This is a genomic window from Caulobacter sp. BK020, from assembly GCF_004342605.1.
In the GTDB taxonomy this organism is placed as follows: Bacteria; Pseudomonadota; Alphaproteobacteria; order Caulobacterales; family Caulobacteraceae; genus Caulobacter.
Map to the genome: position 1 here is coordinate 1 of NZ_SLZL01000016.1, position 21,167 is coordinate 21,167.

The window sequence follows — 21,167 nt, forward strand, 5'->3', positions numbered from 1 at the left end:
CTGCGCAAGATCGCCGAGAACGAACTCTCCAGCCTGGGCGACACCTCCACCCTGGCCGATCCCTCCGTCGTCGATGACCTGGTGAAGAATCGCACCCACGCATGAGGTGCGGCGCTCCGCCCCAACCTGAATCCGAGGCTCGGCCGGAAAACGCCGATCGTTGGGTTCAATCCCAATCCAGAAGGCTTTAGCCTTTCGCTCATGCGTGGCCCAACTCTTGTCGTAGCGGATGACGCTGACGGGGCCGGCGCTGGGCTGGGCGCGGGACCCCAAGCCCGACCGGCTGCGCGAGATCGAAGGCGGCGGTGGCGCTGGAGGCGCGCACCGATCCCAGCGGCCGCGGCGGCGAGGTGATGTCGGGGATATCCTCAACGCTCTCCGCCTTCGCACCGCGAAACTTTGATCTCGAAGGCGTATGGTTGACTTGGATCAAGGCGCCTGACCGCTGTTCTCGGAAGCTGCAAGCATCCGCAAAGGTTTCAACCATGGCCCAGCTGCTTGAGATCCTTCCGCTCCTTGCCGCCCTGACCGCCGCGCCGGCCTTCGCCGCCCAGGCGGATCCGCATGCGGGACACCATCCGGCCGCCCCAGCGGAAACGCCCAAGGCGCCCGCCGCTCCGGCAACCGACGCCAAGTCCGCCAAGCAGGGCTGTCCGATGATGGACGGCGAGGCGCCCGCCAATCCCGTCCCCATCGCCGGCAAGGGGGCCGACGGCAAGATGATGATGGACGGTAAGGCCATGCATTGCATGTCCCCGCCGGTCGCCGCCGAGGGCGTGAGATCGTCCCCCGACCACGACCATCCCGCTCCTGCGCCGAAGTAGCTCGAAAGGAACCGGCATGGCCGACAGGACACGAAGCTTCGCGATGATGACCTTTGTGGCGGCCATCGCGGCGGGCGGATTTTGGCTCCTACGCGAGCACTGGCGGCATGTCGCCGGCTATCTGGGCTATCTGCCCTATCTGCTCTTTCTTGCCTGCCCGCTGATGCACCTGTTCATGCATCACGGTCATGGTCACGGAGACCACGGACATGACCTGTTGCAAGACGGCCGAAACACCCCTCCGGCTGGAGGCAAGCCCGGCCCAGGGCTCCCCCGCTAGCGGCTCCACGGCGTTGGTCGAACCTGCCGGCGACCCGCGCGACCCGGCGGGATGCTGTTGCGCGTCCGGCGATGCGGCGGCAACCGAAACCAAGCCCGCGCCTGTAGCGGACGCCGCGGCAAAAGGCTGCTGCGGCGGCAAGGACTGAGTCCAGGCGTGGTCGATGAAGCGAGCCTTCGAAACCGTCATCGATGTCGCGACCTCGCCCCAGCAGTTGTTCGCCCGTCTTGATGAGCATGCGAGGCTCGCCGCGCACATGCAGCGGCGCTCGGCCATGATGGGCGGCGGCCGGATGACTTACGAATTCGACGAAGGCCGCGGCCAAGCCGTCGGATCGCACATCAGGATGGGTGGCTCGGCGTTTGGTCTTTCGCTCGCAGTCGACGAGGTGGTGACCGAACGCGATCCGCCGCGCCGGAAGGTATGGAGGACGGCCGGCGAGACGCGGCTGATGATCTTGGATGCCTACGAGATGGGCTTTGATCTTGTGGCTACGCCCACCGGGTCGCGGCTGCGGGTCTGGATCACCTATGAGCTTCCCAAGGGCTTGGCCGGCCGCCTGCTTGGCCTGGTGTTGGCGCCCGCCTACGCCCGCTGGTGCGTAGGCCGAATGGCCCGCGACGCCGCCGAGCAATGGGGCTAGCGGTTCGCGGCGGAGGTCGCGACGATTCGTGTTCGGTTCTCACAATCCACCGCCGGCTCAGGCGATCTGGCGCCGTTGGAACTTGAATCGAGGCTGCGAGTCTGCTCCTGGCCCGGCGGCGCCGTCGGAAAACTCAGTCGGGCGCCGCAGCGCCTTGGCGCACCGTGTCTATGAAGGCGCGCAAGGCCGGGCTCATCTGCCGTTGCCGAGCAAAGCAAAGGTGATGGCCAGGGAATGGTTCGCACCAAGCCTCCAGCATCGGGACCAGCCGGCCTTCGGCGATAGCGTGGCGAGCGGTGCGCTCGACCGAGAAGGCGACGCCGGCGCCGTCAATGGCGGCCTTTAGCGCCATGTCCTTGCTGTTGACGATCAGTGGCCCATCGACCTCGACTTCGAACCAGGCGCCGTTCTCGAAGAACTCCCAGCGATAGGGCTGGGCGCGGCCCGGCCACCGCCAGCGGATGCAGTCGTGGCCTAGCAGGTCGCGGGGATGAGCCGGCAGGCCGCGCTCCGCGACATAACTTGGGGCGGCGACAGGAACCTGCCGCACCGGCGGCTCCAGAGGCACGGCGATCATGTCGCGCTCAATGACCTCGCCGATGCGGATGGCGACGTCGAAACCCGACGCCACCGTGTCCACCACCTCGTCATCGACGGTGATGTCCAGGACGACCTTGGGATAGGCGCGGCGGAATGCGGGCAGGATCGGCTGAACGTACAGGTCGGCGGCCGAGCGGAAAACGTGGACCCGCACCGTCCCCGAAGGCTGATCCTGATAGAGCCGGACTTGGCCGACAGCTTGGCTGAGTTCGGCCACGGCGGGGGCGACGCGGTGAAGCAGCGTCTCGCCCGCCTCGGTCAGGGAGACGCTACGGGTGGTGCGGTTCAGCAGACGCACCCCGATCCGGTCCTCGAAGGCGCGCACGACTTGACTGAGCGCCGAGGGCGTGACGCCCAGGGTCTCGGCGGCGCGGGTGAAGCTGAGCGCCCGGCCCACGGCCACGAACGCGCGCAGATGGGCGAAGTCGCCGCTGCTCAGCAGTGCGTCAGTGCTCAAGGTCATTGTTTAGCGCATCTTACAAGCTCACGCAGAATTGGCTCCATTCTGAAGACGCAAAAGGAGGCGCACAAGTCGCGCCTCACAAGGAGCATGCGATGACGAAGCATTGGTTCATTACCGGGATTTCGCGCGGCCTGGGGCTGGCGCTGGCCCAGGCCGCGTTGGCGCGGGGCGACACCGTGGTCGGCACGGTCCGTTCGGGCGCGCCGGAGATCGAGGCGGGGCCGGGGACGCTGCATGTCCTGACACTGGACGTCACCGACGGCGTGGCCATCGAGCGGGTGGTCGCCGAGGCCTTCCGCCGGGCGCAAGGGCGGTTGGACGTCGTGGTGAACAATGCGGGCTACGGCCTGTTGGGCGCGCTGGAAGACGCCAGCGACGAGGAGGCCCAGCGCCTGTTCTCCACCGACGTCTTCGGGCCATTCAGGGTGATCCGCGCGGCCTTGCCCCGGCTGCGGGCCCAGGGCGAGGCGCGGATCCTTAACATCACGTCGATCGCGGGCCGGGCGCCGGGCGTGGGGTCGGCGCTGTACGCCGCGGCCAAGTACGCGTTGGAGGGCTTGACGGCGTCTCTGCACCAGGAGGTCGAGCCGCTGGGCGTCAAGCTGACCGCCGTCGCGCCGGGGGCCTTTCGCACGGACTTCCTGTCGACGCACTCGATCCGTCTGAGCGCCCCAAAGGCTGCGGGCTATGACGCGACGGTCGGCAGGGCCAGGCAGGCTTTCTCGTCGATGGCCGGCCAGCAGCTGGGCGATCCCGACCGCGCGGCCGACGCCTTGCTGCGCATCGTCGATGCACCTGATCCGCCGCTGCACCTGCTGCTCGGCTCCGACGCCTTACGTCGGGCGCGCGCCAAGCTCGCGGCGGTCGAGGCGGAGATCGCGACTTGGGAGGACCTCACGATCAGCACCGACTTCCCGGAAGCTTGAGGTGGAAGGAGGAGCCGTCGCGCGGCGCCGGCAAACCGGAAGGAGACGAACTTGAAGCATGCCCTAGGCCCAGGCGCCCCTCGGGACCCTCGCAGATGGACCGCTCTGGTGATCCTGCTGGCAGGGGCGTTTCTGCCTCCGCTGGATTTCTTTATCGTCAATGTGGCGTTGCCGTCGATCCGGACGGACCTACACGCTTCAGCAGCCGTGATGCAGCTGGTCATCTCCGGCTACGCCACAGCCTATGCGGTGATGCTCGTCACCGGAGGGCGCCTGGGCGACCTTTACGGGCGTCGGAACATCTTCCTGATCGGCATGGCGGGCTTTGCAGCGTCGTCGGCCTTGTGCGGTTGGGCATCGACCGCCCCGACCCTGATCGTCGGTCGCGTCCTTCAGGGGGTGTCGGCCGCCGTCATGGCGCCCCAGGCCCTGGCCTCGATCAATGCGATCTTCCAGGAAGACGAAAAATCCAAGGCGCTCAGCCTGTATGCGATGACGTTTGGACTGGCGTCCATGGCGGGTCTGTTTCTGGGCGGGGCCTTGATCGCGCTCGATATCTTTGGGCTCGGCTGGCGAAGCCTATTCCTCGTCAACCTGCCCGTGATTGCGCTCGCCGCGCCGGCGGCGCTCATCCTGGTGACGGACACACGATCGGATCGTCCAAGCCAGCTGGACGTCGGGGGCGCCGTGCTGCTCGCGCTTGGCCTTTTCGTGCTCATCGCGCCGCTGATCGAAGGTCGTGAGCAGGGGTGGCCGCCGTGGGCTTTCGTCCTGCTGGCCGCCGCCGCCCCGCTCTTGCTCGCGTTCTGGCGATTTGAGCGAAGGCTGGAGATCGCCGGTGGCGACCCGATCGTCGCCCCAGCCCTTCTTCAGCTCCCTGGGCTCATGCGCGGCCTGCTTGCCGCTCTGTTCTTCTACGTCGTTGCGGCCTTCTGGCTGATCTTTTCGATCTACCAGCAAGAGGGACTGGGTCGGACGCCTTTCGCGGCCGGGTTGGCGATCCTTCCGGCCGCTGCCGGCTTCTTTCTTGGCCCGTTCTTCAGTGGGCGCGTGCGCAAAGTGTTCGGGCGGTACGCGGCGGCAGCCGGAATGGGCGTGCAAGCTGCGGGGCTGGCGGCGACGGCAGTTATGATCTCAGCCGGCGTTCCGCGCTTTCTGTTCGTGGCGTTGTTCCTCGTCGGCGTGGGGCAGGGGATCGCGCTTCCGAATCTGGTCCAGACCGTTGTCCGCGGGATCGACAAGACGCGGTCGGGACTGGCGTCCGGCTTGGTCAATTCGATGTTTCAGATCAGTGGGGCGTTGGCGGCCGCGCTGATCGGCGGACTGTTCTTTTCGGTGCTGGGATCGGCGACCGACGCAAAATCTATCGGCCACGCCTACAGCATCGCGGCCCTCGGGATCGCTGTCTGTCTTCTCATCGCTGGATGGCTGTCCAGCGACCCTGCCATCCGCAGGAAAGGTGGCCGCCCATAATCCGCGGACCAGGACGTTCAGGCCCTTCGGCGACCTCGCAGACCGAAACCATCTTACACACAGGAACTGACATGAACGTCACCGCTCTTCGTCTCGCGGGCAAACACGCGCTCGTCACTGGCGCATCCCGTGGCATAGGTGCGGCCATAGCGCTGAAGCTGGCTGAAGACGGCGCCGACGTCGCTATCACCTATGACGGGTTCGGAGGATTCTCGACCTGGGCATTGACGGGCGAGGCAGCATCGGCACGGACTAGAAGCGGTGGGGTTCAGGTCTTCGCGCCCCGTCCGACACCGGCTCCAAGCGCCGCTGGATCGAGCCTTAGCCATTTCCAATCCCCGCACCCTCAATTCTCTGAAACCCTGAACCAATTCAGGTGACTACGAATCTGAGGGTCGGGCGTTCGAATCGTCCGGGCGCGCCATTTTCTCCCAGGCTTATCAATTCGCGCTCGAACTCGGCCGCGTCGCTGAAAGCCGGATCAGTCGCGCCGTCTGTGATGCGCAAGACGCGGTCGGCGTTCAAACGCCCAAATCGCCTTGACGTGGGCTTGGCCGAGATCGGCCGGATCGAGCGCACGCTGTTCACGCTTGGTGGCGCGCCTTTCCGGGCGCAGCCAATGGCGAACCTGGACCCTGGCGAACTTCAGAGGCGCAATCGACGCGGCGAGGCGGCGAGGCGGCGAGGCGGCGGCGCTAGGCGTCGACCATGGCGTGGAGAATGGCGAGCTTGGCCACCGGCTCGAGCGGGCCGGCTTCCCGGACCGTCTTGAAGGCGTCGTCGGCGACGTTCAGGGCGAAGTCGATGTCGGCCTCGGTCATGGCCGCGCAGATGAACATGTTGTGCCAGGGGTGCATGTAGACGCCGCGCCGGATCAGGGCGTTGTTCCAGGCATAGGCCTTGGCCGCGTCGGGATCGTCCTCGAACATGATCAAGGGGATCTGGGCCGGCCCGGTCTGGCGCAGGCCAAAACCGTGGCGTGCGGCGCTTTCGTCCAGGCCTGCGCGCAGGCGCTCGCCCAGGGCGATGGTGCGCTCCAGATAGTCGGTCTCGCGCACCAGCTTCAGGGTCGCCAGCGCCGCGGCCATCGGCGCGGCCGAGAACCAGAACGACCCGGTGACGTAGATCGTGGCGGCCGCCATCCGGAAGGCTTCGGCGCCCAGGAGGGCCGAGATCGGGTGGCCGTTGGCGATCGCCTTGCCCCAGCTGGACAGGTCCGGCTTGACCCCGACCAGCGACCAGCTGCTGTCGCGCGCCAAACGCAGGCCAGCGCGGACGTCGTCGACGATCAAGAGGGCGCCGTGCTCGTCGCACAGCTCCCGGGCCCGGCGGGCGTATGCGGGGTTTGGCAGCTCCTGGTCGACGAAGGTGTCGTGCTTGATCGGCGAGGCGAAGATCGCCGCCAGGTCCGAGCCGGCCTCGCGCACGGCGGCTTCCAGGCTCTCGACGTCGTTGTATTCGTAGAACACCTGGTGGGCGCGGTCGGCGGCCGTGACGCCGCCCTTCAGCGGCGTGCACCAGGGCGCGGCGCCGTGATAGGCGCCCTTGGCCAGGACGATGGTGTTCTTCTTGGTGTGGTTGCGGGCGATCATCATCGCCATGGTCGTGGCGTCGGTGCCGTTCTTGCAGAACATCGCCCAGTCGGCGTGGGAGACCAGGCCGACCATCGCTTCGGCCAGTTCGACCATCTCCGCGCCGGGGCCGGTCAGGGTGTCGCCCTGGGCCGTTCGGTCAGAATAGGCCTTGTCGATGTCCGCATGGGCGTAGCCGAACAGATTGGGGCCGTAGCCGCAGAGGAAGTCCAGATAGCGATTGCCGTCGACGTCCCACATGTAGGCGCCCTGGCCGCGACTGAAGAACTGCGGAAAATCGTCGGGCAGCATGAACACGGACTGGTGGCCGTACATGCCGTTGGGGATCACCGCCTGGGCGCGCTCGCGCAACGCGGTGTCCTTGCTGTTGGTCCAGACCATGTCCGCCTCCCATATGGTAGTTTTCACTACCTTACGGGCGGCGCGGCAGGAATCAAGACCTTGAAGCGCGACAGGGACCGAAAAAGGCCGGGCAGGTGGCGGGCGCCGAAATCGCTTACACTTTCGGCCGCCAAGCTCTAGGCCGGCGTCGGCGCCGTTCGTTTGGCCAGGTCGCGGTAGTAACGACTGATCATCCAGGCGACCTCCTCGAAGATCAGCTCCTCGTCGAGGGTGGGATCCTCGACCAGCATCTCGATCGCCGCGTACTGCATCTGCTCGGTCAGGCGGAGGGCCACGCGCAGCCGCTCGTCGCTGACGTGCGGGAGGTTCTTGCGCAGCATGCCAAAGACCTTTTCCAGCACGCGTTGGCTTGAGGCGGCGCGGACCTCCTGCAGCACGGGAATGGCGCGGATGGCGCGAAGGATCCAGACGCCGCCGGGCTGGCGGCGGGTGACGGCCGTCACGCGTCTTTGCAGATGGATGCTGCTTTCGACCGCCGTCTCCGGGGTCCAGTTGGCCCCTTCCTCCTGCAGCCAGGCGAAGACCTCGTCGTCCTGGGCGTCCATCAGGCGGCGCGCCAGTTCCGAGAGCAGGGCGTACTTGTTGGGAAAATACCGATAGAGCGCCGGCGGCGACAGGCCCGCGCGCTCGCATACCAGATTGGTGTTCAGGCGTTCGAAGCCGACCTCGGCGAGCAGCTCCCCGGTCGTGGCGAGGATCATCTCGAAGGTGTTTATGCCGTTGCGGCGCGAGGGCCGCGACTTGGCCTCAAGATCGGGTTGGGTCACCAGGTCCAGTCTCTTCGTCATCGGATGATCCCACGCCGCCTCGTGGCGCGGGCGGGACCCTGCCCCTTTCCATACCCTCCGCCGGGCGCGCGAGGAAGGGCCGCCCCCGCTCGGCGGGGCGCGCGGGACCCCAAGGCTGCGGGGATGGTTGTACGTCATCAGGTCCTCGCCCAGGCTGTCGGTTGCGGGCGAACAGGGCCGCCTCGGCGGATCGGCATAGCGCCTTGCCAGAACAGATAGTTTTTACTATCATATCCCCGAAATGACAGAACAACCGGGGAGAAACGCCGTGAACAACCAGTTGCTGGCCATCGGGCTGACCACGCTCGACATCGTGGCCCGGGCCATCGACCAGTTGCCGGCGGCTGAGGGAGCCGTGCTGATCGAAGGAGCGGCGTGCGCGCCGGCCGGAACGGCCGCGGCGTGCGCGATGATCGCCAGCCGGCTGGGCCTGAAGGCCGGCCTGATCTCGGCGGTCGGCGACGACATGACCGGCCGCCTCGTCCGCCATGGTCTGGAGACCGAAGGCGTGGACGTCGGGCGGCTGGCCGTCCTTCCGGGCTTTCCGACCTCGACGACCCTGCTGCCGATCGACTCGCGCGGCGGGCGTCCGGTGCTGCACGCCCCCGGCGCCGGCAGCTTCACCGAGGTCGGGCCGGAAGACCACGCCGCCCTCGCTGGCGCGGGCTTCGTGCATTATGGCGGGATCGGCGGCCTCAAGCTCGACGGCGGCGCGGGCGCGGCCTTCCTGGCCGCGGCCAAGGCCGTCGGCGCGGTGGTGACCTGCGACCTGATCGCGCCCCAACCCTCGGCGCTGGCCGAACTTGAGCGCGTTCTGCCTCACATTGACTACTTCATGCCCAGCGCCGTGGAGGCGCGCGGCCTGACCGGCCTGACCGACCTGTCGGCGGCGGCCGACCGCTTCATCGCCCTGGGCGCCAAGGCCTGCATCATTAAGAACGGCGAGGAGGGTGCGTTGCTGGCGGTCGACGGCGCCAAGATCGTGGTCCCGGCCCATGTGGTCGAGGTCGTCGACACCACCAGCTGCGGCGACTCGTTCTGCGCCGGTTTCATCGTCGGCCTCAGTCGCGGCTGGACGCCGTTGGAAGCCTGCCGTCTGGCCGCCGCGACGGCCGCCCTGGTGGCCCAGGGGCTGGCGACCTTCGGGCGCCTGATTGATTTCGAAAGCACGGCGGCGGCCATGAGCCTGCTGCCCTTGAGGGAGGCCGCCTGATGGCGAAGGCGTCGGAAGCTGATCTGCGCGAAGGCCTGGTGGACGTGATGCAGGCTATGGACGCGCGCGGGCTCAATCGCGGCACCTCGGGCAATGTCTCGGCGCGGCTGGAGGGCGGCGCGATGCTGGTCTCGCCCTCCGGCGTGCCGGCCGCGCGGCTGGAGCCGCAGCACATGGTGCTGGTCCGGGCCGACGGCTCGACGCCGGCCGGCGCGCTCAAGCCGTCCAGCGAGTGGCGCATGCATCGGCAGCTGCTCGCGGCCCGGCCTGACGTCAACGCCGTTGTCCATTGCCACTCGCGCTACGCCACCACCCTGGCCTGCGCGGGCCGGCCGATCCCGCCGCTGCACTACATGGTGGCCGTCGCCGGCGGGGCGGACATTCCCATCGCGCCCTATTCGACCTTCGGGTCGGCCGAACTAGGCGCGGGTGTCGTCGAGACCCTGGCCGGCCGCTACGGCGCCCTGATGGCCAATCATGGCCAGATCGCCCTGGCGCCGCGGCTGGACCTGGCGCTGGCCATCGCCGAGGAAATCGAGGAGCAGGCCGCCATCTATTGGGGAACCCTGATGATCGGCGGTCCTACCCTGCTGAGCGCGGCGGAGATCGACGTGGTCCTCCAGCGCTTCGCCGTTTACGGCCAAGGTTCACGGAGCGCCGAAGACCGCTGACGGCTCCGCCGCCAACCTCTCGTCCCGGCCGGCCTCGGCGCCGAGGTCCGTGGTTCTGGTCCGATCAGTATGACCTGAAGCTGCAGATCGCTGGCCTGCCGTTCGAGGCTGGCCGCCAGGTGGTGCGGGGCGACGTCACCGCCGCCCGGTTCGCCGTCTTCCATCTGAAAGGCGCTGTGATCCGAGCGGTCGAGGCGCTCACCCCCCCCCCCCCGACGCACGCCGGTGAGCGCGGACAGGCTCGCCCATCCGACACCGTCCATGAGGGCCGCGGCGGCTAAATCTGACGTTGGCGTCATATAATAGTTTGAACTATCATAGCGCCGGTGTTACGGTCGAGGCCTCGACAGAAGGACGTCCCTGGAGGTTTTGATGAGCACGGCAGCGGCTCCCGCCGATCTGAAGATCATTCCGCGCGACGTGATGTTCGGCCGGGGCAAGAGCAATCCGCGGTTCTGGAACGGCGGCGATCCGGTGGCGACGACGTTCTACAACGCCTTGTCCCTGACCTTCCCGCAGGGGGAGGCCTATTTCGTGCAAAGCGTGCGGCACTATCTGGATATCTTGCCCGAACCGCTGCGCACCCAGGTCAGCGAGTTCGCTCAGCAGGAGGCCTATCACTCGCGAGAGCACATGGCGTTCAATCGCCAAGTCGCGGGCGCGGGCTATGACGTCAAACAGATCGACGACCTGATCCGCCAGGATATCCGCGACACCAAGGAAGAACCGCCGGAGGTGCATCTGGCCGGCACCGCGGCCCTGGAACACTTCACCGCGATGCTGGCCCACGCCTGGCTTAAGGATCCCAGGCATTTCAAGGACTGTCCCGCCGACGTGCGCCGCCTTTGGCAATGGCACAGCATCGAGGAGATCGAACACAAGGGCGTGGCGTTCGACACGTTCCTATACGTCACGCGCGAACTCACGCCGTTCCAGCGCTGGCTGTTCCGGGTGATGGTGATGCGCTCGGTGACGGTCGGCTTCTGGAAGGAACGGGTCCGCGACCTTCATCTGCTCTTCCAGCAGGACGGCATAGACACGCCCAAGACCTGGCGCCGCTTGGCGATCTTCCTGGTCTTCAAGCCGGGTCTCATCACCCAGGTCCTGCTGCCTTACCTGGCCTATTATCTGCCGGGCTTTCATCCCTGGAACCACGACGACCGCGCCCTGGCCGCCAAGGTCGAGCATGGCCTGCGCCTGACCGAGGTCATCCGCGCCTGAAACTGGCTTGGCGCTTCGGGGGGCGACGGGGCGGCGAGACGTGGCGGGGGCGATCGCATCGAAGACCTCGCCCCCGCCAGGCGCGAACCAAGGCCGCCAGCAAGCAGGGCCCGCGTGCGCGACGTGTCTTGAGGCTCATGACAGGATCTCCGGGCGGGGTTGAGAGGACGAAGAGCGCCGGCGCAACATCAGATAGCCGGCCGGGATCACGAACATCGACAGCAGCGGCGCGGTCAGCATGCCGCCGATCATCGGCGCGGCGATGCGGCTCATCACTTCGGCTCCGGCGCCATGGCCCAGCAGAATGGGCATGAGGCCAGCTAAAATCACCGCCACGGTCATGGCCTTGGGGCGCACGCGTAGAAGCGCGCCGTCGCGCACGGCCTGGGCGATCTGTTCCCGGGTCGGGTTCGGCGGCAGGGCTTGCAGCGCGTGCTTGAGATAGATCAGCATGACCACGCCGAACTCGGCCGCGACGCCGGCCAGGGCGATGAACCCGACCCCGGTGGCGACCGACTGGTGATAATCCAAAAGGTAGAGCGTCCAGAGGCCGCCGGTCAGGGCGAACGGCAGGGTGGCCAGGATCAGCCCCGCCTCGTCGAACCGCCGGAAGATCGCGTAGAGCAGCACGAAAATGATCAGCAGGGTGGCCGGCACGACGATCTTCAGGCGTTGCGTGGCGCGCTGCAGATATTCGAACTGGCCCGAATAGGAGAGGCTGACGCCGGGCGGTGTCGGGACCTTTTGAGCCACGGCCTTCTGAAGATCGGCGACCACCGAGGCCAGGTCGCGATCACGGACATCGACATAGACCCAGGTCGTGGGCCGGCCGTTCTCGGTCTTCAGCATCGGCGGGCCATCGGCGACACGGACGTCGGCGACGGTTCCCAAGGTGATCTGCTGGCCGCCGGGCGTCAGCACCGGCAAGGTCCGCAAACCCTCCAGGCTGTCGCGCAGCTCGCGCGGGTAACGAACGCTGATCGGGTAGCGGGCCAGGCCCTCGACCGTTTCGCCGATGGTCTCGCCCCCGATGGCGCTGGAGACGATCGACTGGACGTCGGCGATGTTGAGTCCGTAGCGGGCGGCGCTGGCCCGGTCGATGGTCACGTCGACATAGCGGCCGCCGGTCAGGCGCTCGGCCAGGGCCGAGCCCACCCCCGGCACGGTCTTGGCGACGGTTTCGATCCGGCGCGCGACATCGTCGAGCTGGGTCAGGTCGGCCCCTGAGACCTTGACGCCGATCGGGCTCTTGACGCCCGTGGCCAGCATGTCGATGCGGTTGCGGATCGGCGGGACCCAGACATTGGTCAGGCCGGGAACCCGGACGGTGCGGTCCAGCTCGGCCACCAGCTTGTCGGGCGTCATCCCCGGCCGCCACTGGTCGCGCGGCTTGAGGCGGAGGGTGGTCTCGAACATCTCCAGCGGCGCGGGGTCGGTGGCGCTTTCGGCGCGGCCGGCCTTGCCGAACACGCTCTCCACTTCCGGCACGGTCTTGATCAGCCGGTCGGTCTGCTGGAGGAGGGCGCTCGCCTTTGCGGTCGAGAGGCCCGGCAAGGCCGAGGGCATGTAGAGCAGGTCACCTTCGTCCATCGGCGGCATGAACTCGCCGCCCAGGCGCGACAGCGGCCAGGCGGTGGTCAGCAGGGCGACGGCGGCGACGGCCAGCGTCAGGCGGGGCCGGGCCAGCACGCCGTCGAGCGCCGGGCGATAGAGCGCGGTCAGGCCGCGATTGATCGGGTTGGACGCCTCGTCGGGAATCCGCCCTCGGATCAGCCAGCCCATCAGCACCGGGACCAGGGTCACCGACAGGATCGCCGCGCCGGCCATGGCGTAGGTCTTGGTCAGGGCCAGGGGACGGAAGAGGCGGCCTTCCTGGGCCTGCAGGGTGAAGACAGGGATGAACGACAGGGTGATGATCAGCAGGCTGAAGAACAGCGCCGGCCCCACCTCGACCGCCGCTTCGGTGATCACCTGCCAGCGTTCGACCGGGTTCAGGGCTTGGCCGGGGTGCTCATGCGTCCAGCGTTCCAGCCGCTTGTGGGCGTTCTCGATCATCACCACGGCCGCATCGACCATCGCGCCGATGGCGATGGCCACGCCGCCCAGCGACATGATGTTGGCGTCGACATCCTGGCTCTTCATGACCAGGAAGGCGGCCAGCACGCCCAGCGGCAGGGTGACGATCGCCACCAGGGCCGAGCGTAGATGGCCCAGGAACAGGGCGCAGACCAGGGCGACGACCAGGAACTCCTCGACGAGCTTGCCCGACAGGTTATGGACCGCGCGATCGATCAGGCCCGAGCGGTCGTAGGTGGCGACCACCTCCACGCCCGGCGGCAGGCTGCGCTTCAAGGCCTCCAGCTTGGCCTTCACGGCCGCGATCACCGTTCGCGCGTTTTCGCCCGAGCGGATCACCACCACCCCGCCGGCGACCTCGCCCTGGCCGTTCAGCTCGGCGACGCCACGGCGCATCTCGGGGCCGATCTGGACGGTGGCGACGTCGCCGACCGTGACCGGAACGCCGCCAAGTCCGGTGCGCAGCGGCGCGGCCCGGAAGTCGTCCAGGCTCTTCAGGTAGCCGCCGGCCCGGACCATGTATTCGGCCTCGCCCAGTTCCAGCACCGAGCCGCCGGCTTCGCCGTTGGCGCCTTTCAGCGCCTCGACGACCTGCTGGTGGGTGACGCCGTAGCCGGCCAGCTTCACCGGATCGACGACGACCTGGTACTGGCGGACCATGCCGCCGATCGGCGCGACCTCGGCCACGCCTGGAACCGCCTTCAGCTCGTAGCGCAGGAACCAGTCCTCCAGGCCGCGCAGCTGCGAGAGGTCATGGCCGCCGCGCCGATCGACCAGAGCGTATTCGAACACCCAGCCCACGCCCGTCGCGTCGGGGCCCAGGGCCGGCTTGGCGCTGGCCGGCAGGCGCGACTGGACCTGGTTGAGATATTCCAGCACCCGCGAGCGGGCCCAGTAGAGGTCGGTGGCGTCGTCGAAGATCACATAGACGAAGCTGTCGCCGAAGAACGAATAGCCGCGCACGGTCTTGGCCCCGGGCACGGAAAGCATGGTGCTGGCCAGCGGATAGGTGACCTGGTTCTCGACAAGTTGCGGCGCCTGGCCAGGATAGCTGGTGCGGATGATGACCTGGGTGTCGGAAAGGTCGGGCAGGGCGTCGACCGAGGTCGAGCGTACGGCGAGACCTCCGGCCACGACCAGGACCAGCGCCGCCAGCAGGACGACGACGCGGTTGGCGACCGACCAGCGGATGACGGCGGCGATCATCGGGCCGTCTCCGTCTTGCTGATTTTGCGCAGACTCGCGCCTTGTGGGGTTCGCTCGAAGGCGAAGCTCACCCGATCACCGACCTTCAGGCCCTTGAGCAGATGGGTATCGGCCTGGAAGGCCATGGTCATGGCCGGCCAACCGGTCGCGGGAACCGGGCCGTGCGAGAGGGTCACCGCATCCTTGTCGATCATCTCGACGCGTCCTTCGGCGGTGAGCAGCTTGGCCGCGGGCGTGGGCGTTCCTGGCTTGGCGGGCGTCGCTTCATCGGACATCGGCGCCATGACCGGCTCGGCGGGCAGCGGTCGGACCTGCAGGCCCGAGAGGCTGGCTTCGGAGTCCACCAGGAACTGGCCTGACGCCACCACCAACTGCCCGGCGACGAGGCCGGCCAGGATCTCGGTCTGGCCGCCGGCGTCCTCGCCGGTGCGGACTTCGATCGCCTGGTAGCGGCCATCGCCGCCGGCCAGCATGACGATCGCTCGCCGCCCGGTGCGGATCACCGCTTCGGAGGGAACCAGCAAGGCCCGCTTTTCGGCGCCGTCGAAGGCGACCGTGGCGAAGAGCCCCGGACGCAGGCGGCCTTGCGGATTGGCCAGCTCGATCCTGGCCTGGACCGTGCGACTGTCGCCCTGGACCTGGGGCAGGATAGCCTGGACGCGGCCCTCGAAGCGCTCGTCCGGCCACGCGGCGAAGCTGACGTCGACGGCCTGACCAGGTCTCAGCTTGCCGGCCAGGGCCTCGGGAACGGCGGCGCTCACCCATACCCGGTCAAGGCCGTTGATCTCGGCCAGGGTCTGGCCCATGGCCACGGTCATGCCCGCGCGGACGTCCAGGCGGGTGATCGCCCCGCCGCTCGGCGCGGAAACGGTGATCGTCGTCCTCGGCTGGCCGGCGCGCTCGACGGCCTGGACGAGGCCCTCGGACATGCCCAGCAGCTTCAGGCGCTGGCGCGCGGCCGAGGCCAGGGCCGGATCGCCGGATCGACGCACGGCCAGGTACTCGGCCTGGGCGCCGCCCCAGTCGGGGACCAGGATGTCGGCCAGGGGCGCGCCGGCGGCGATCACGTCGCCCGGCGCGCGGGCATAGACCTTCTGGACGAAGCCGGAGGCCCGCGCCTGGACGACGGCGACGTCACGCTGGTTGAACTCGACGGTCCCAGGCACGGTCAGGCCGCCCGGCAAGCGACCCTCACGCACCTGGACCGTGCGAAGGCCAAGGTTCTGAGCCGCGCTGGGATCAATGCGGACGGCGTCGCCTCCCGCGTCCGCTTCGTCGGCGTATTTGGGGATCAACTGCATGTCCATGAACGGCGACTTGCCGGGCTTGTCGAAGTGCTGGCCAGGAACCATCGGGTCATACCAGTAGAGGGGCTTGCGCTCGCTGGTCTCGGACGGCGCCATCGCCACGGGCTTGGCGGTGAGGCGGGCCAGGCCGTAGCCGCCAGCCCCGGCGACCAATACGAGAGCGGCGGCGCCGGCCACGATGACCGGCGTGCGGGAACGGGCGGGGGTCATTGATCGGTTCCGTAGGTGAGGGTCAGGCGCGCGGCGTCGATGGCGACGGCCGTTTCGCGGTCGAGGGCGGTGAGTTGCGCGTCGGCCAGGCCCACAAAGGCGTCGATGACATCGGAAAGTCCGCTCGCGCCGGCGCCGTAGGCGGCGGTCTCCAGATCGGCGCGTTGCCTGGCCAGGGGCACGAGCCGGTTCCGCGCCCGAAGCCATTGGTCATGATGCATGACGTGGTCGGCGAGATCGGCGTCGAGCTGGGCGCGCAGCGCCCTGCGGGCATCCTCGCGCTGGGCCTGCGCGCGACCAAGGTCGGCGGTTCGCGCGGCGATCATCGGGGCCTGGCGCATGTGCTTCCACAACGGCAGCGAGATCGTCACGCCAGCCGAGACCATGTCGCCGAACATCGGGTCGCGCCGCTGATAGGCGACTTCCCAGCCCCAGTCGGGCGAGGTCTCGGCCTTGGCCAGCCTGGTTCCGGCGTAGGCTTCGCCGACGGCGGCGTCTCGGACGGCCAGGGCGGGATGCTGGTCCAGGCCCGTGCGCAGGGCGGCCGGGTCGAGTTCGGTTGGCGGGGGCGCTCCGGCCGTCGATGGATCATTCTCGCCGGTCCAGCGGGCCAGCTGGGCGCGGGCGCGCGCTTCGCCGGCCTGGACTTCGGCGCGTCGGTCCTCGAGGGTCGCGCGCGCCGTCTGGACCGCGAGCGCCTGGGCCGGGCGGCTCCTGCCCGAGCTGACCGCCGACGGCGCCGCGGACCACAGCGGTTCGAGCTGGGCGAGAATGGCGTCGATCGCCGCCAGGCGGCGGCGGGCGTAGTCGGCCTCGATCCAGGCGATGGCGGCGGCGGTGCGGACCTGACGGGCTTCGAGGGCCGCCTCGGCGCTGGCCGCGGCCACGCCGGCTTCGGCGCGTTCGACCCGTGCGGCGCGCTTGCGGGCGTTGGGCACCTCCTGGGCGAAGCCGACGCGGCCCATGGTCATCTCATCGGCGCCCGAGCGTCCCGCGAGCGGTCCCGAGACCGGAAAGTTGTCGATCCCCAGCGTCAGCTTGGGATCGGGCAGGGCGCCCGCCGGACCAACCTCGGCCTTGGCCGCGTCGATTTTCAGCGCCGAGGCCTTCAGGCTTGGCGCCGAGCGCGCGGCCAGGTCCAGGGCCCGGGCGTAGGTGAGGGGGCTGGCGTTCGCGGACGGCGCGGCCAGGACGGCCGCCGCGCACAGCAGGGTAAGGCGCATCGCGCGCTCCCGTTCTTGGATGTCGAGGAAGGGGCGCGCCGACGGCGGGCCGTCGGCGCGCCCTGGACGCCAGGCCGCTAGGCCGCCTTGTCCATGCAGTGTTCCCGCAGGGCTGGAGCGCCCTTCATCATCGGGCAGTCACAGGGCGCCTGGGCCATGTCCGCCGTGCGCCGGACCTGGATGGTCCGCCGGAACAGGTCGTGCGGGTTGGAGGACGGCGGGGCGACACGGAGGACATGGTCTTTTGCGGGCATGTGCATGTCGGCGGCTTGAGCCGTGGCGGCCAGGTTAAGCGACAGCGCGCCAGCGCCGATCGCCAGGATCATCTTGGAGGTCATCGACCTTCTCCATACCGATTGAAAGCCCGTCCAAGGCGCGACGGGCGAGCGCTGGTCCGAGGCGTCCGCATGCGGACGCGCGTTCAGGCCAGGCTTATCGGTGGAATGAAGGGCGGCGACGGATCGAGGCCGTCATGGTCGCGCTCGGCCACCTGGAAGGTGACGTCGGCATAGAGCGTCGTCGAGGCGAGCGCGAACGAAGCCGGCGGCAGAACGACGACCGCGCCGCAGCCCATCTTGGCGATGCAGTCGGGCGTCATCTTCTTGCACGGGGTCTCGGCCGGGGAGGTGGTCTTGCCGGCGTCGTGGGCCATGTCCTGCGCCATCGTCATGTCGCCCATGCCCGGCATGTCGGCGCAATCCATCATCGACATCGCCGCCATCGACGACGACGCATCCGGCGCCATCGGCATGGCGCGCGCGCTCGCCTGGCCGACAAAGCCGGCCAAGGCGAGCGTCACGACGATGAGGCGCAGGAAGCTCCACATGCGTGGTGGTATAGAACCGACCTCGGATGGAGGAAAGCCGGGCAAGTGAATGTCGCGCTTTCGGCTGTGCGCCGACGTCCTGTGCTGGCGCGCGGAACAGGGCCGCTTAGGGGGCCCAGTATCTGTCGGCGCGGGCCGCCAGCCATGACAACAAGGTCCGGCCGAGGTGCGCCACGAACTTGCTGGCCATGACGCCCTCCATCGCTCCAGGAAGCATGAGCGCCGTGGGCGTTCGGGCAACCGGCGAAAGCCGAGGGGGCGGAGGCTGGCGCGATCAGGCGCGAGAATTGGCGCCGCGGGCCTGAATGGCTCGCTTTTTCGGCAGTTTGGCCGATTTCGCGACGCCGCGATCGACGCGCTCGGTATTACGATTGATGAAATTCGTAATATGCGCCTCTCTGGCGTCAGCGAACGTGGAGGGAGCCGCTGATGAGTGTTCTGTTCAACCGCAAGCGTTTCATCGCGGCCCTGGCCGTATCATGCCTGGCGCTGGCCTCGTGCGGGCAGAAGTCCGGCGACAAGGCGCAGGGCGCCGCTGCTCCCGCCGCGACGGCCAAGACCGAATACAAGATCGGCTGGACGATCTACGCCGGCTGGATGCCGTGGGCCTATGCCCAGCAGTCGGGCATCGTCAAGAAGTGGGCCGACAAGTACGGCGTCAAGATCGAGCTGGTGCAGATCAACGACTACGTGGAGTCGCTGAACCAGTACTCGGCCGGCAAGCTGGACGGCGTGACCGCCACCAACATGGACGCCCTGACCGTGCCGGCCGCCGCCGGCAAGGACACCACGGTGGTGATGATCGGCGACTATTCCGACGGCAACGACGGCGTGGTCCTGAAGAATGGGACCAGCCTGGCCGAGCTCAAGGGGCGTCCGGTCAATCTGGTCGAGCTGTCGGTGTCGCACTACCTGCTGGCCCGCGCGCTTGAGAAGGCCGGCCTGAAGATGAGCGACGTCAAGACGGTCAACACGTCCGACGCCGACATCGTCGCCGCCTTCGGGGCGGCCGACACCAAGGCCCTGGTCACCTGGAACCCGCAGCTTTCCGAGGTGAAGAAGATGCCCGGCGCGACCGAGGTCTTCGACAGCTCGAAGATCCCGGGCGAGATCCTGGACGGCCTGATGGTCAGCACCGAGGCGCTGAAGGCCAATCCGAACCTGGGCAAGGCCCTGACCGGCATCTGGTACGAAACCATGGCCCTGACCGTGGCCCAGACGCCGGAAGGCAAGGCGGCGCGCGAGCAGATGGCCAAGCTGTCGGGGGCGGACCTCGCCAGCTTCGAGGGTCAGCTGAAGACCACCCACCTGTATGCCGATCCGAAATCGGCCCTGGCGGCCACGGTCAGCCCGGACCTGGTCACGGCCAACGATCGCGTGCGCAAGTTCAGCTTCAGCATGGGCCTGTTCGGCCAGGGCGCGAAGTCGGTGGACGACATCGGCATCAGCTTCCCGGGCGGCAAGACCCTGGGCGACCCGAACAACGTCAAGCTTCGCTTCGATCCCAGCTACGTGCAGCAGGCGGTCGACGGCAAGCTCTAGAAACCGAGGCGCGTTTCCGCCATGGGCGGGGACGTGCGTCCTTCACCTCACGGCGGCGAGCGATCATGCGCCTGTTGAACGTCAGACCCCGGGGCGGACTCGCGGTCCTGCTCGGGGCCCTGCCGCTGTTGGCGGCGGCGCTGCTCTATCTGATGGCCTCGCAGGCCCGTCACGCCGATAACCCGCGCGACAAGCTGCTGCCGACGCCGGCCGCCATGGTCGAGGCTGTGCAGCTGATGGCCAAGGTCGATCCGCTGACCGGCCACGCGCCGCTGGTGGTCGACACCCTGGCCAGCCTGGAACGCATCGGCCTGGCCCTGGCGATAGCCACGGCCCTGAGCCTGATCCTGGGACTGGGCCTGGGCCTGCTGCCGCTGCTGCGCGCCAAGTTCGGGCCGCTGGTGGCGGCGATCGCCGTCATCCCGCCCATCGCCGTCCTGCCGATCCTGTTCATCGTCTTCGGCCTGGGCGAGACCGCCAAGATCGCCTTGATCGTCATCGGGGTGACGCCGGTCATGGTCCGCGATCTGGCCGCCCACGTCGCCGCCATCCCGGAGGAGCAACTGGTCAAGGCCCAGACCCTGGGGTCCAGCACCTGGCAGCTGGCCCTGCGCGTGGCCCTGCCGCAGGCCATGCCGCGGCTGATCGACAGCCTGCGGCTGTCTCTGTGTCCGGCCTGGGTCTATCTGATCTCGGCCGAGGCGATCGCCGCCGATGTCGGCCTGGGCTACCGCATCTTCCTGGTCCGCCGGTACCTGTCGATGGACATCATCCTGCCCTACGTCGTCTGGATCTCGCTGCTGGCGGTGGCGATGGACGTGACGCTGAGGCTGATCGCTCGCCGCGCCTATCCCTGGGCCTATCCGGAAAGGGGCCGCTGATGGGCCTGTTGACCTTCCGCAACGTCTGGGTGGAGTACGGCGACAAGGTCGTGCTGGAGAACGTCGACCTGTCGATCGCCCAGGGCAGCTTCGTCTCGATCGTCGGACCGTCCGGCGCCGGCAAGAGCACCTTCCTGCGGCTGATCATCGGCCAGGAGGCCCCGACGCGCGGCGCGATCGACCTCGACGGCGAGAAGCTGCGGGCCGAGCCCGGCCCTGATCGCGGCGTGGTCTTTCAGAAGTATTCGGTGTTCCCGCACCTGTCGGCGCGCGACAATGTGGTGTTCGGCCTGGACTGCGCCGGCTCGCCGCTCCTGGGCAGGCTGACGGGCGGGCGTCGCCGCAAGGCCCTGGAGGAGGCCGACGCCATGCTGGCCGCCGTGGGTCTGGCCGACAGCGGCGACCTCTATCCGGCCAAGCTGTCGGGCGGCATGCAGCAGCGGCTGGCCATCGCCCAGGCCCTGATCAAGAAGCCGCGCATCCTGCTGCTGGACGAGCCGTTCGGCGCGCTCGACCCGGGCGTCCGCCTGGACATGCACGAGCTGATCACCGGCCTTTGGCGCGACAACGGGCTGACCATCATGATGGTCACCCACGACATCAAGGAGGCCTTCAAGCTGGGCACCCGCGTGCTGGCCTTCGACAAGCGCCGCCGCGATCCGCACGCGCCGCATCGCTATGGGGCCACGGCGGTCTACGACTTCCCGCTGGACAAGCCGGGGGCCGCGATCCCGGAAGCTCTGATGGCGATGCAGGAAAAGCCCGCCGCCTGAGGCGCCGACACCTCGCCCTTCGGCAGG

20 protein-coding genes and 2 pseudogenes are annotated in these 21,167 nt (G+C 68.3%); 14 read left to right on the plus strand and 8 right to left on the minus strand.

Features of this window, described 5'->3' with window-relative positions; all coding sequences use genetic code 11:
* Nucleotides 1-485: 485 nt before the first annotated feature.
* The 3 genes from EV278_RS17850 to EV278_RS17860 all read left to right on the plus strand — a co-directional run bounded on the left by EV278_RS17850 (nucleotide 486) and on the right by EV278_RS17860 (nucleotide 1,747).
* Complete coding sequence (locus tag EV278_RS17850) at nucleotides 486-824, plus strand: hypothetical protein (protein WP_132094544.1); 339 nt, start codon at nucleotides 486-488, stop codon at nucleotides 822-824.
* A gap of 43 nt (nucleotides 825-867) precedes the next feature.
* Nucleotides 868-1,104 carry a DUF2933 domain-containing protein gene (locus EV278_RS17855; RefSeq protein ID WP_347812831.1) on the plus strand — a complete coding sequence of 79 codons (237 nt, stop codon included), beginning with the start codon at nucleotides 868-870 and terminating at the stop codon, nucleotides 1,102-1,104.
* Between the two features lie 163 nt (nucleotides 1,105-1,267).
* A complete protein-coding gene (locus EV278_RS17860) occupies nucleotides 1,268-1,747 on the plus strand; it encodes an SRPBCC family protein (RefSeq protein WP_132094548.1) in 480 nt (159 codons plus the stop codon).
* A gap of 133 nt (nucleotides 1,748-1,880) precedes the next feature.
* On the opposite strand, the gene EV278_RS17865 is transcribed toward EV278_RS17860, so the two are convergent.
* Complete coding sequence (locus EV278_RS17865) at nucleotides 1,881-2,804, minus strand: LysR family transcriptional regulator (protein ID WP_207905516.1); 924 nt, start codon at nucleotides 2,802-2,804, stop codon at nucleotides 1,881-1,883.
* Between the two features lie 98 nt (nucleotides 2,805-2,902).
* On the opposite strand from EV278_RS17865, the gene EV278_RS17870 reads away from it, so the two are divergent.
* From EV278_RS17870 to EV278_RS24680, 4 genes and pseudogenes are all read left to right on the plus strand, one after another.
* Nucleotides 2,903-3,736 carry an oxidoreductase gene (locus EV278_RS17870; RefSeq protein WP_132094552.1) on the plus strand — a complete coding sequence of 278 codons (834 nt, stop codon included), beginning with the start codon at nucleotides 2,903-2,905 and terminating at the stop codon, nucleotides 3,734-3,736.
* A gap of 108 nt (nucleotides 3,737-3,844) precedes the next feature.
* Entirely contained in the window at nucleotides 3,845-5,209 is a 1,365-nt protein-coding gene (locus EV278_RS17875) for an MFS transporter (RefSeq protein WP_207905518.1), read from the plus strand.
* A 71-nt stretch (nucleotides 5,210-5,280) separates the two neighbouring features.
* Nucleotides 5,281-5,403 (plus strand): annotated as a pseudogene (locus EV278_RS17880) (SDR family NAD(P)-dependent oxidoreductase); the annotation flags it as partial.
* A 182-nt stretch (nucleotides 5,404-5,585) separates the two neighbouring features.
* Nucleotides 5,586-5,981, plus strand: coding sequence for a Tn3 family transposase (locus tag EV278_RS24680; protein WP_347812829.1), 396 nt, complete (start codon nucleotides 5,586-5,588; stop codon nucleotides 5,979-5,981).
* Here the strand turns inward: EV278_RS24680 and EV278_RS17890 are convergent.
* Entirely contained in the window at nucleotides 5,905-7,182 is a 1,278-nt protein-coding gene (locus EV278_RS17890) for an aminotransferase class III-fold pyridoxal phosphate-dependent enzyme (protein ID WP_132094556.1), read from the minus strand. The genes EV278_RS24680 and EV278_RS17890 overlap by 77 nt on opposite strands.
* Before the next feature lie 137 nt (nucleotides 7,183-7,319).
* Nucleotides 7,320-7,991 carry a TetR/AcrR family transcriptional regulator gene (locus tag EV278_RS17895; RefSeq protein WP_165916691.1) on the minus strand — a complete coding sequence of 224 codons (672 nt, stop codon included), beginning with the start codon at nucleotides 7,989-7,991 and terminating at the stop codon, nucleotides 7,320-7,322.
* 268 nt (nucleotides 7,992-8,259) lie between these two features.
* Between EV278_RS17895 and EV278_RS17900 the strand changes: the two genes are divergently transcribed.
* The 4 genes and pseudogenes from EV278_RS17900 to EV278_RS17915 all read left to right on the plus strand — a co-directional run bounded on the left by EV278_RS17900 (nucleotide 8,260) and on the right by EV278_RS17915 (nucleotide 11,096).
* Complete coding sequence (locus tag EV278_RS17900) at nucleotides 8,260-9,204, plus strand: PfkB family carbohydrate kinase (RefSeq protein ID WP_243692253.1); 945 nt, start codon at nucleotides 8,260-8,262, stop codon at nucleotides 9,202-9,204.
* Nucleotides 9,204-9,875 (plus strand): class II aldolase/adducin family protein, encoded by a 672-nt coding sequence (locus EV278_RS17905; RefSeq protein ID WP_132094560.1) that lies wholly within the window; start codon nucleotides 9,204-9,206, stop codon nucleotides 9,873-9,875. The genes EV278_RS17900 and EV278_RS17905 overlap by 1 nt, the downstream gene beginning before the upstream one ends.
* Before the next feature lie 47 nt (nucleotides 9,876-9,922).
* A pseudogene (locus EV278_RS17910) lies at nucleotides 9,923-10,178 on the plus strand (oxidoreductase C-terminal domain-containing protein); the annotation flags it as partial.
* 69 nt (nucleotides 10,179-10,247) lie between these two features.
* On the plus strand, nucleotides 10,248-11,096 hold the full coding sequence (locus EV278_RS17915; RefSeq protein ID WP_132094562.1) for a metal-dependent hydrolase: 849 nt from the start codon (nucleotides 10,248-10,250) through the stop codon (nucleotides 11,094-11,096).
* Between the two features lie 135 nt (nucleotides 11,097-11,231).
* On the opposite strand, the gene EV278_RS17920 is transcribed toward EV278_RS17915, so the two are convergent.
* From EV278_RS17920 to EV278_RS17940, 5 genes are all read right to left on the minus strand, one after another.
* Entirely contained in the window at nucleotides 11,232-14,378 is a 3,147-nt protein-coding gene (locus tag EV278_RS17920) for an efflux RND transporter permease subunit (protein ID WP_132094564.1), read from the minus strand.
* Complete coding sequence (locus EV278_RS17925) at nucleotides 14,375-15,895, minus strand: efflux RND transporter periplasmic adaptor subunit (RefSeq protein ID WP_132094566.1); 1,521 nt, start codon at nucleotides 15,893-15,895, stop codon at nucleotides 14,375-14,377. The genes EV278_RS17920 and EV278_RS17925 overlap by 4 nt, the downstream gene beginning before the upstream one ends.
* On the minus strand, nucleotides 15,892-17,118 hold the full coding sequence (locus EV278_RS17930) for a TolC family protein (protein WP_132094568.1): 1,227 nt from the start codon (nucleotides 17,116-17,118) through the stop codon (nucleotides 15,892-15,894). Before EV278_RS17930 ends, EV278_RS17925 begins: the two co-directional genes overlap by 4 nt.
* A gap of 77 nt (nucleotides 17,119-17,195) precedes the next feature.
* A complete protein-coding gene (locus EV278_RS17935; protein WP_132094570.1) occupies nucleotides 17,196-17,456 on the minus strand; it encodes a hypothetical protein in 261 nt (86 codons plus the stop codon).
* A gap of 83 nt (nucleotides 17,457-17,539) precedes the next feature.
* Nucleotides 17,540-17,944 carry a hypothetical protein gene (locus tag EV278_RS17940; protein WP_132094572.1) on the minus strand — a complete coding sequence of 135 codons (405 nt, stop codon included), beginning with the start codon at nucleotides 17,942-17,944 and terminating at the stop codon, nucleotides 17,540-17,542.
* 429 nt (nucleotides 17,945-18,373) lie between these two features.
* On the opposite strand from EV278_RS17940, the gene EV278_RS17945 reads away from it, so the two are divergent.
* From EV278_RS17945 to EV278_RS17955, 3 genes are all read left to right on the plus strand, one after another.
* Complete coding sequence (locus EV278_RS17945) at nucleotides 18,374-19,486, plus strand: putative urea ABC transporter substrate-binding protein (RefSeq protein ID WP_132094574.1); 1,113 nt, start codon at nucleotides 18,374-18,376, stop codon at nucleotides 19,484-19,486.
* Between the two features lie 65 nt (nucleotides 19,487-19,551).
* Complete coding sequence (locus EV278_RS17950; protein WP_132094576.1) at nucleotides 19,552-20,367, plus strand: ABC transporter permease; 816 nt, start codon at nucleotides 19,552-19,554, stop codon at nucleotides 20,365-20,367.
* Nucleotides 20,367-21,140: an ABC transporter ATP-binding protein gene (locus EV278_RS17955; RefSeq protein WP_132094578.1), complete on the plus strand. Its 774-nt coding sequence runs from the start codon at nucleotides 20,367-20,369 to the stop codon at nucleotides 21,138-21,140. The genes EV278_RS17950 and EV278_RS17955 overlap by 1 nt, the downstream gene beginning before the upstream one ends.
* Nucleotides 21,141-21,167 lie beyond the last annotated feature (27 nt).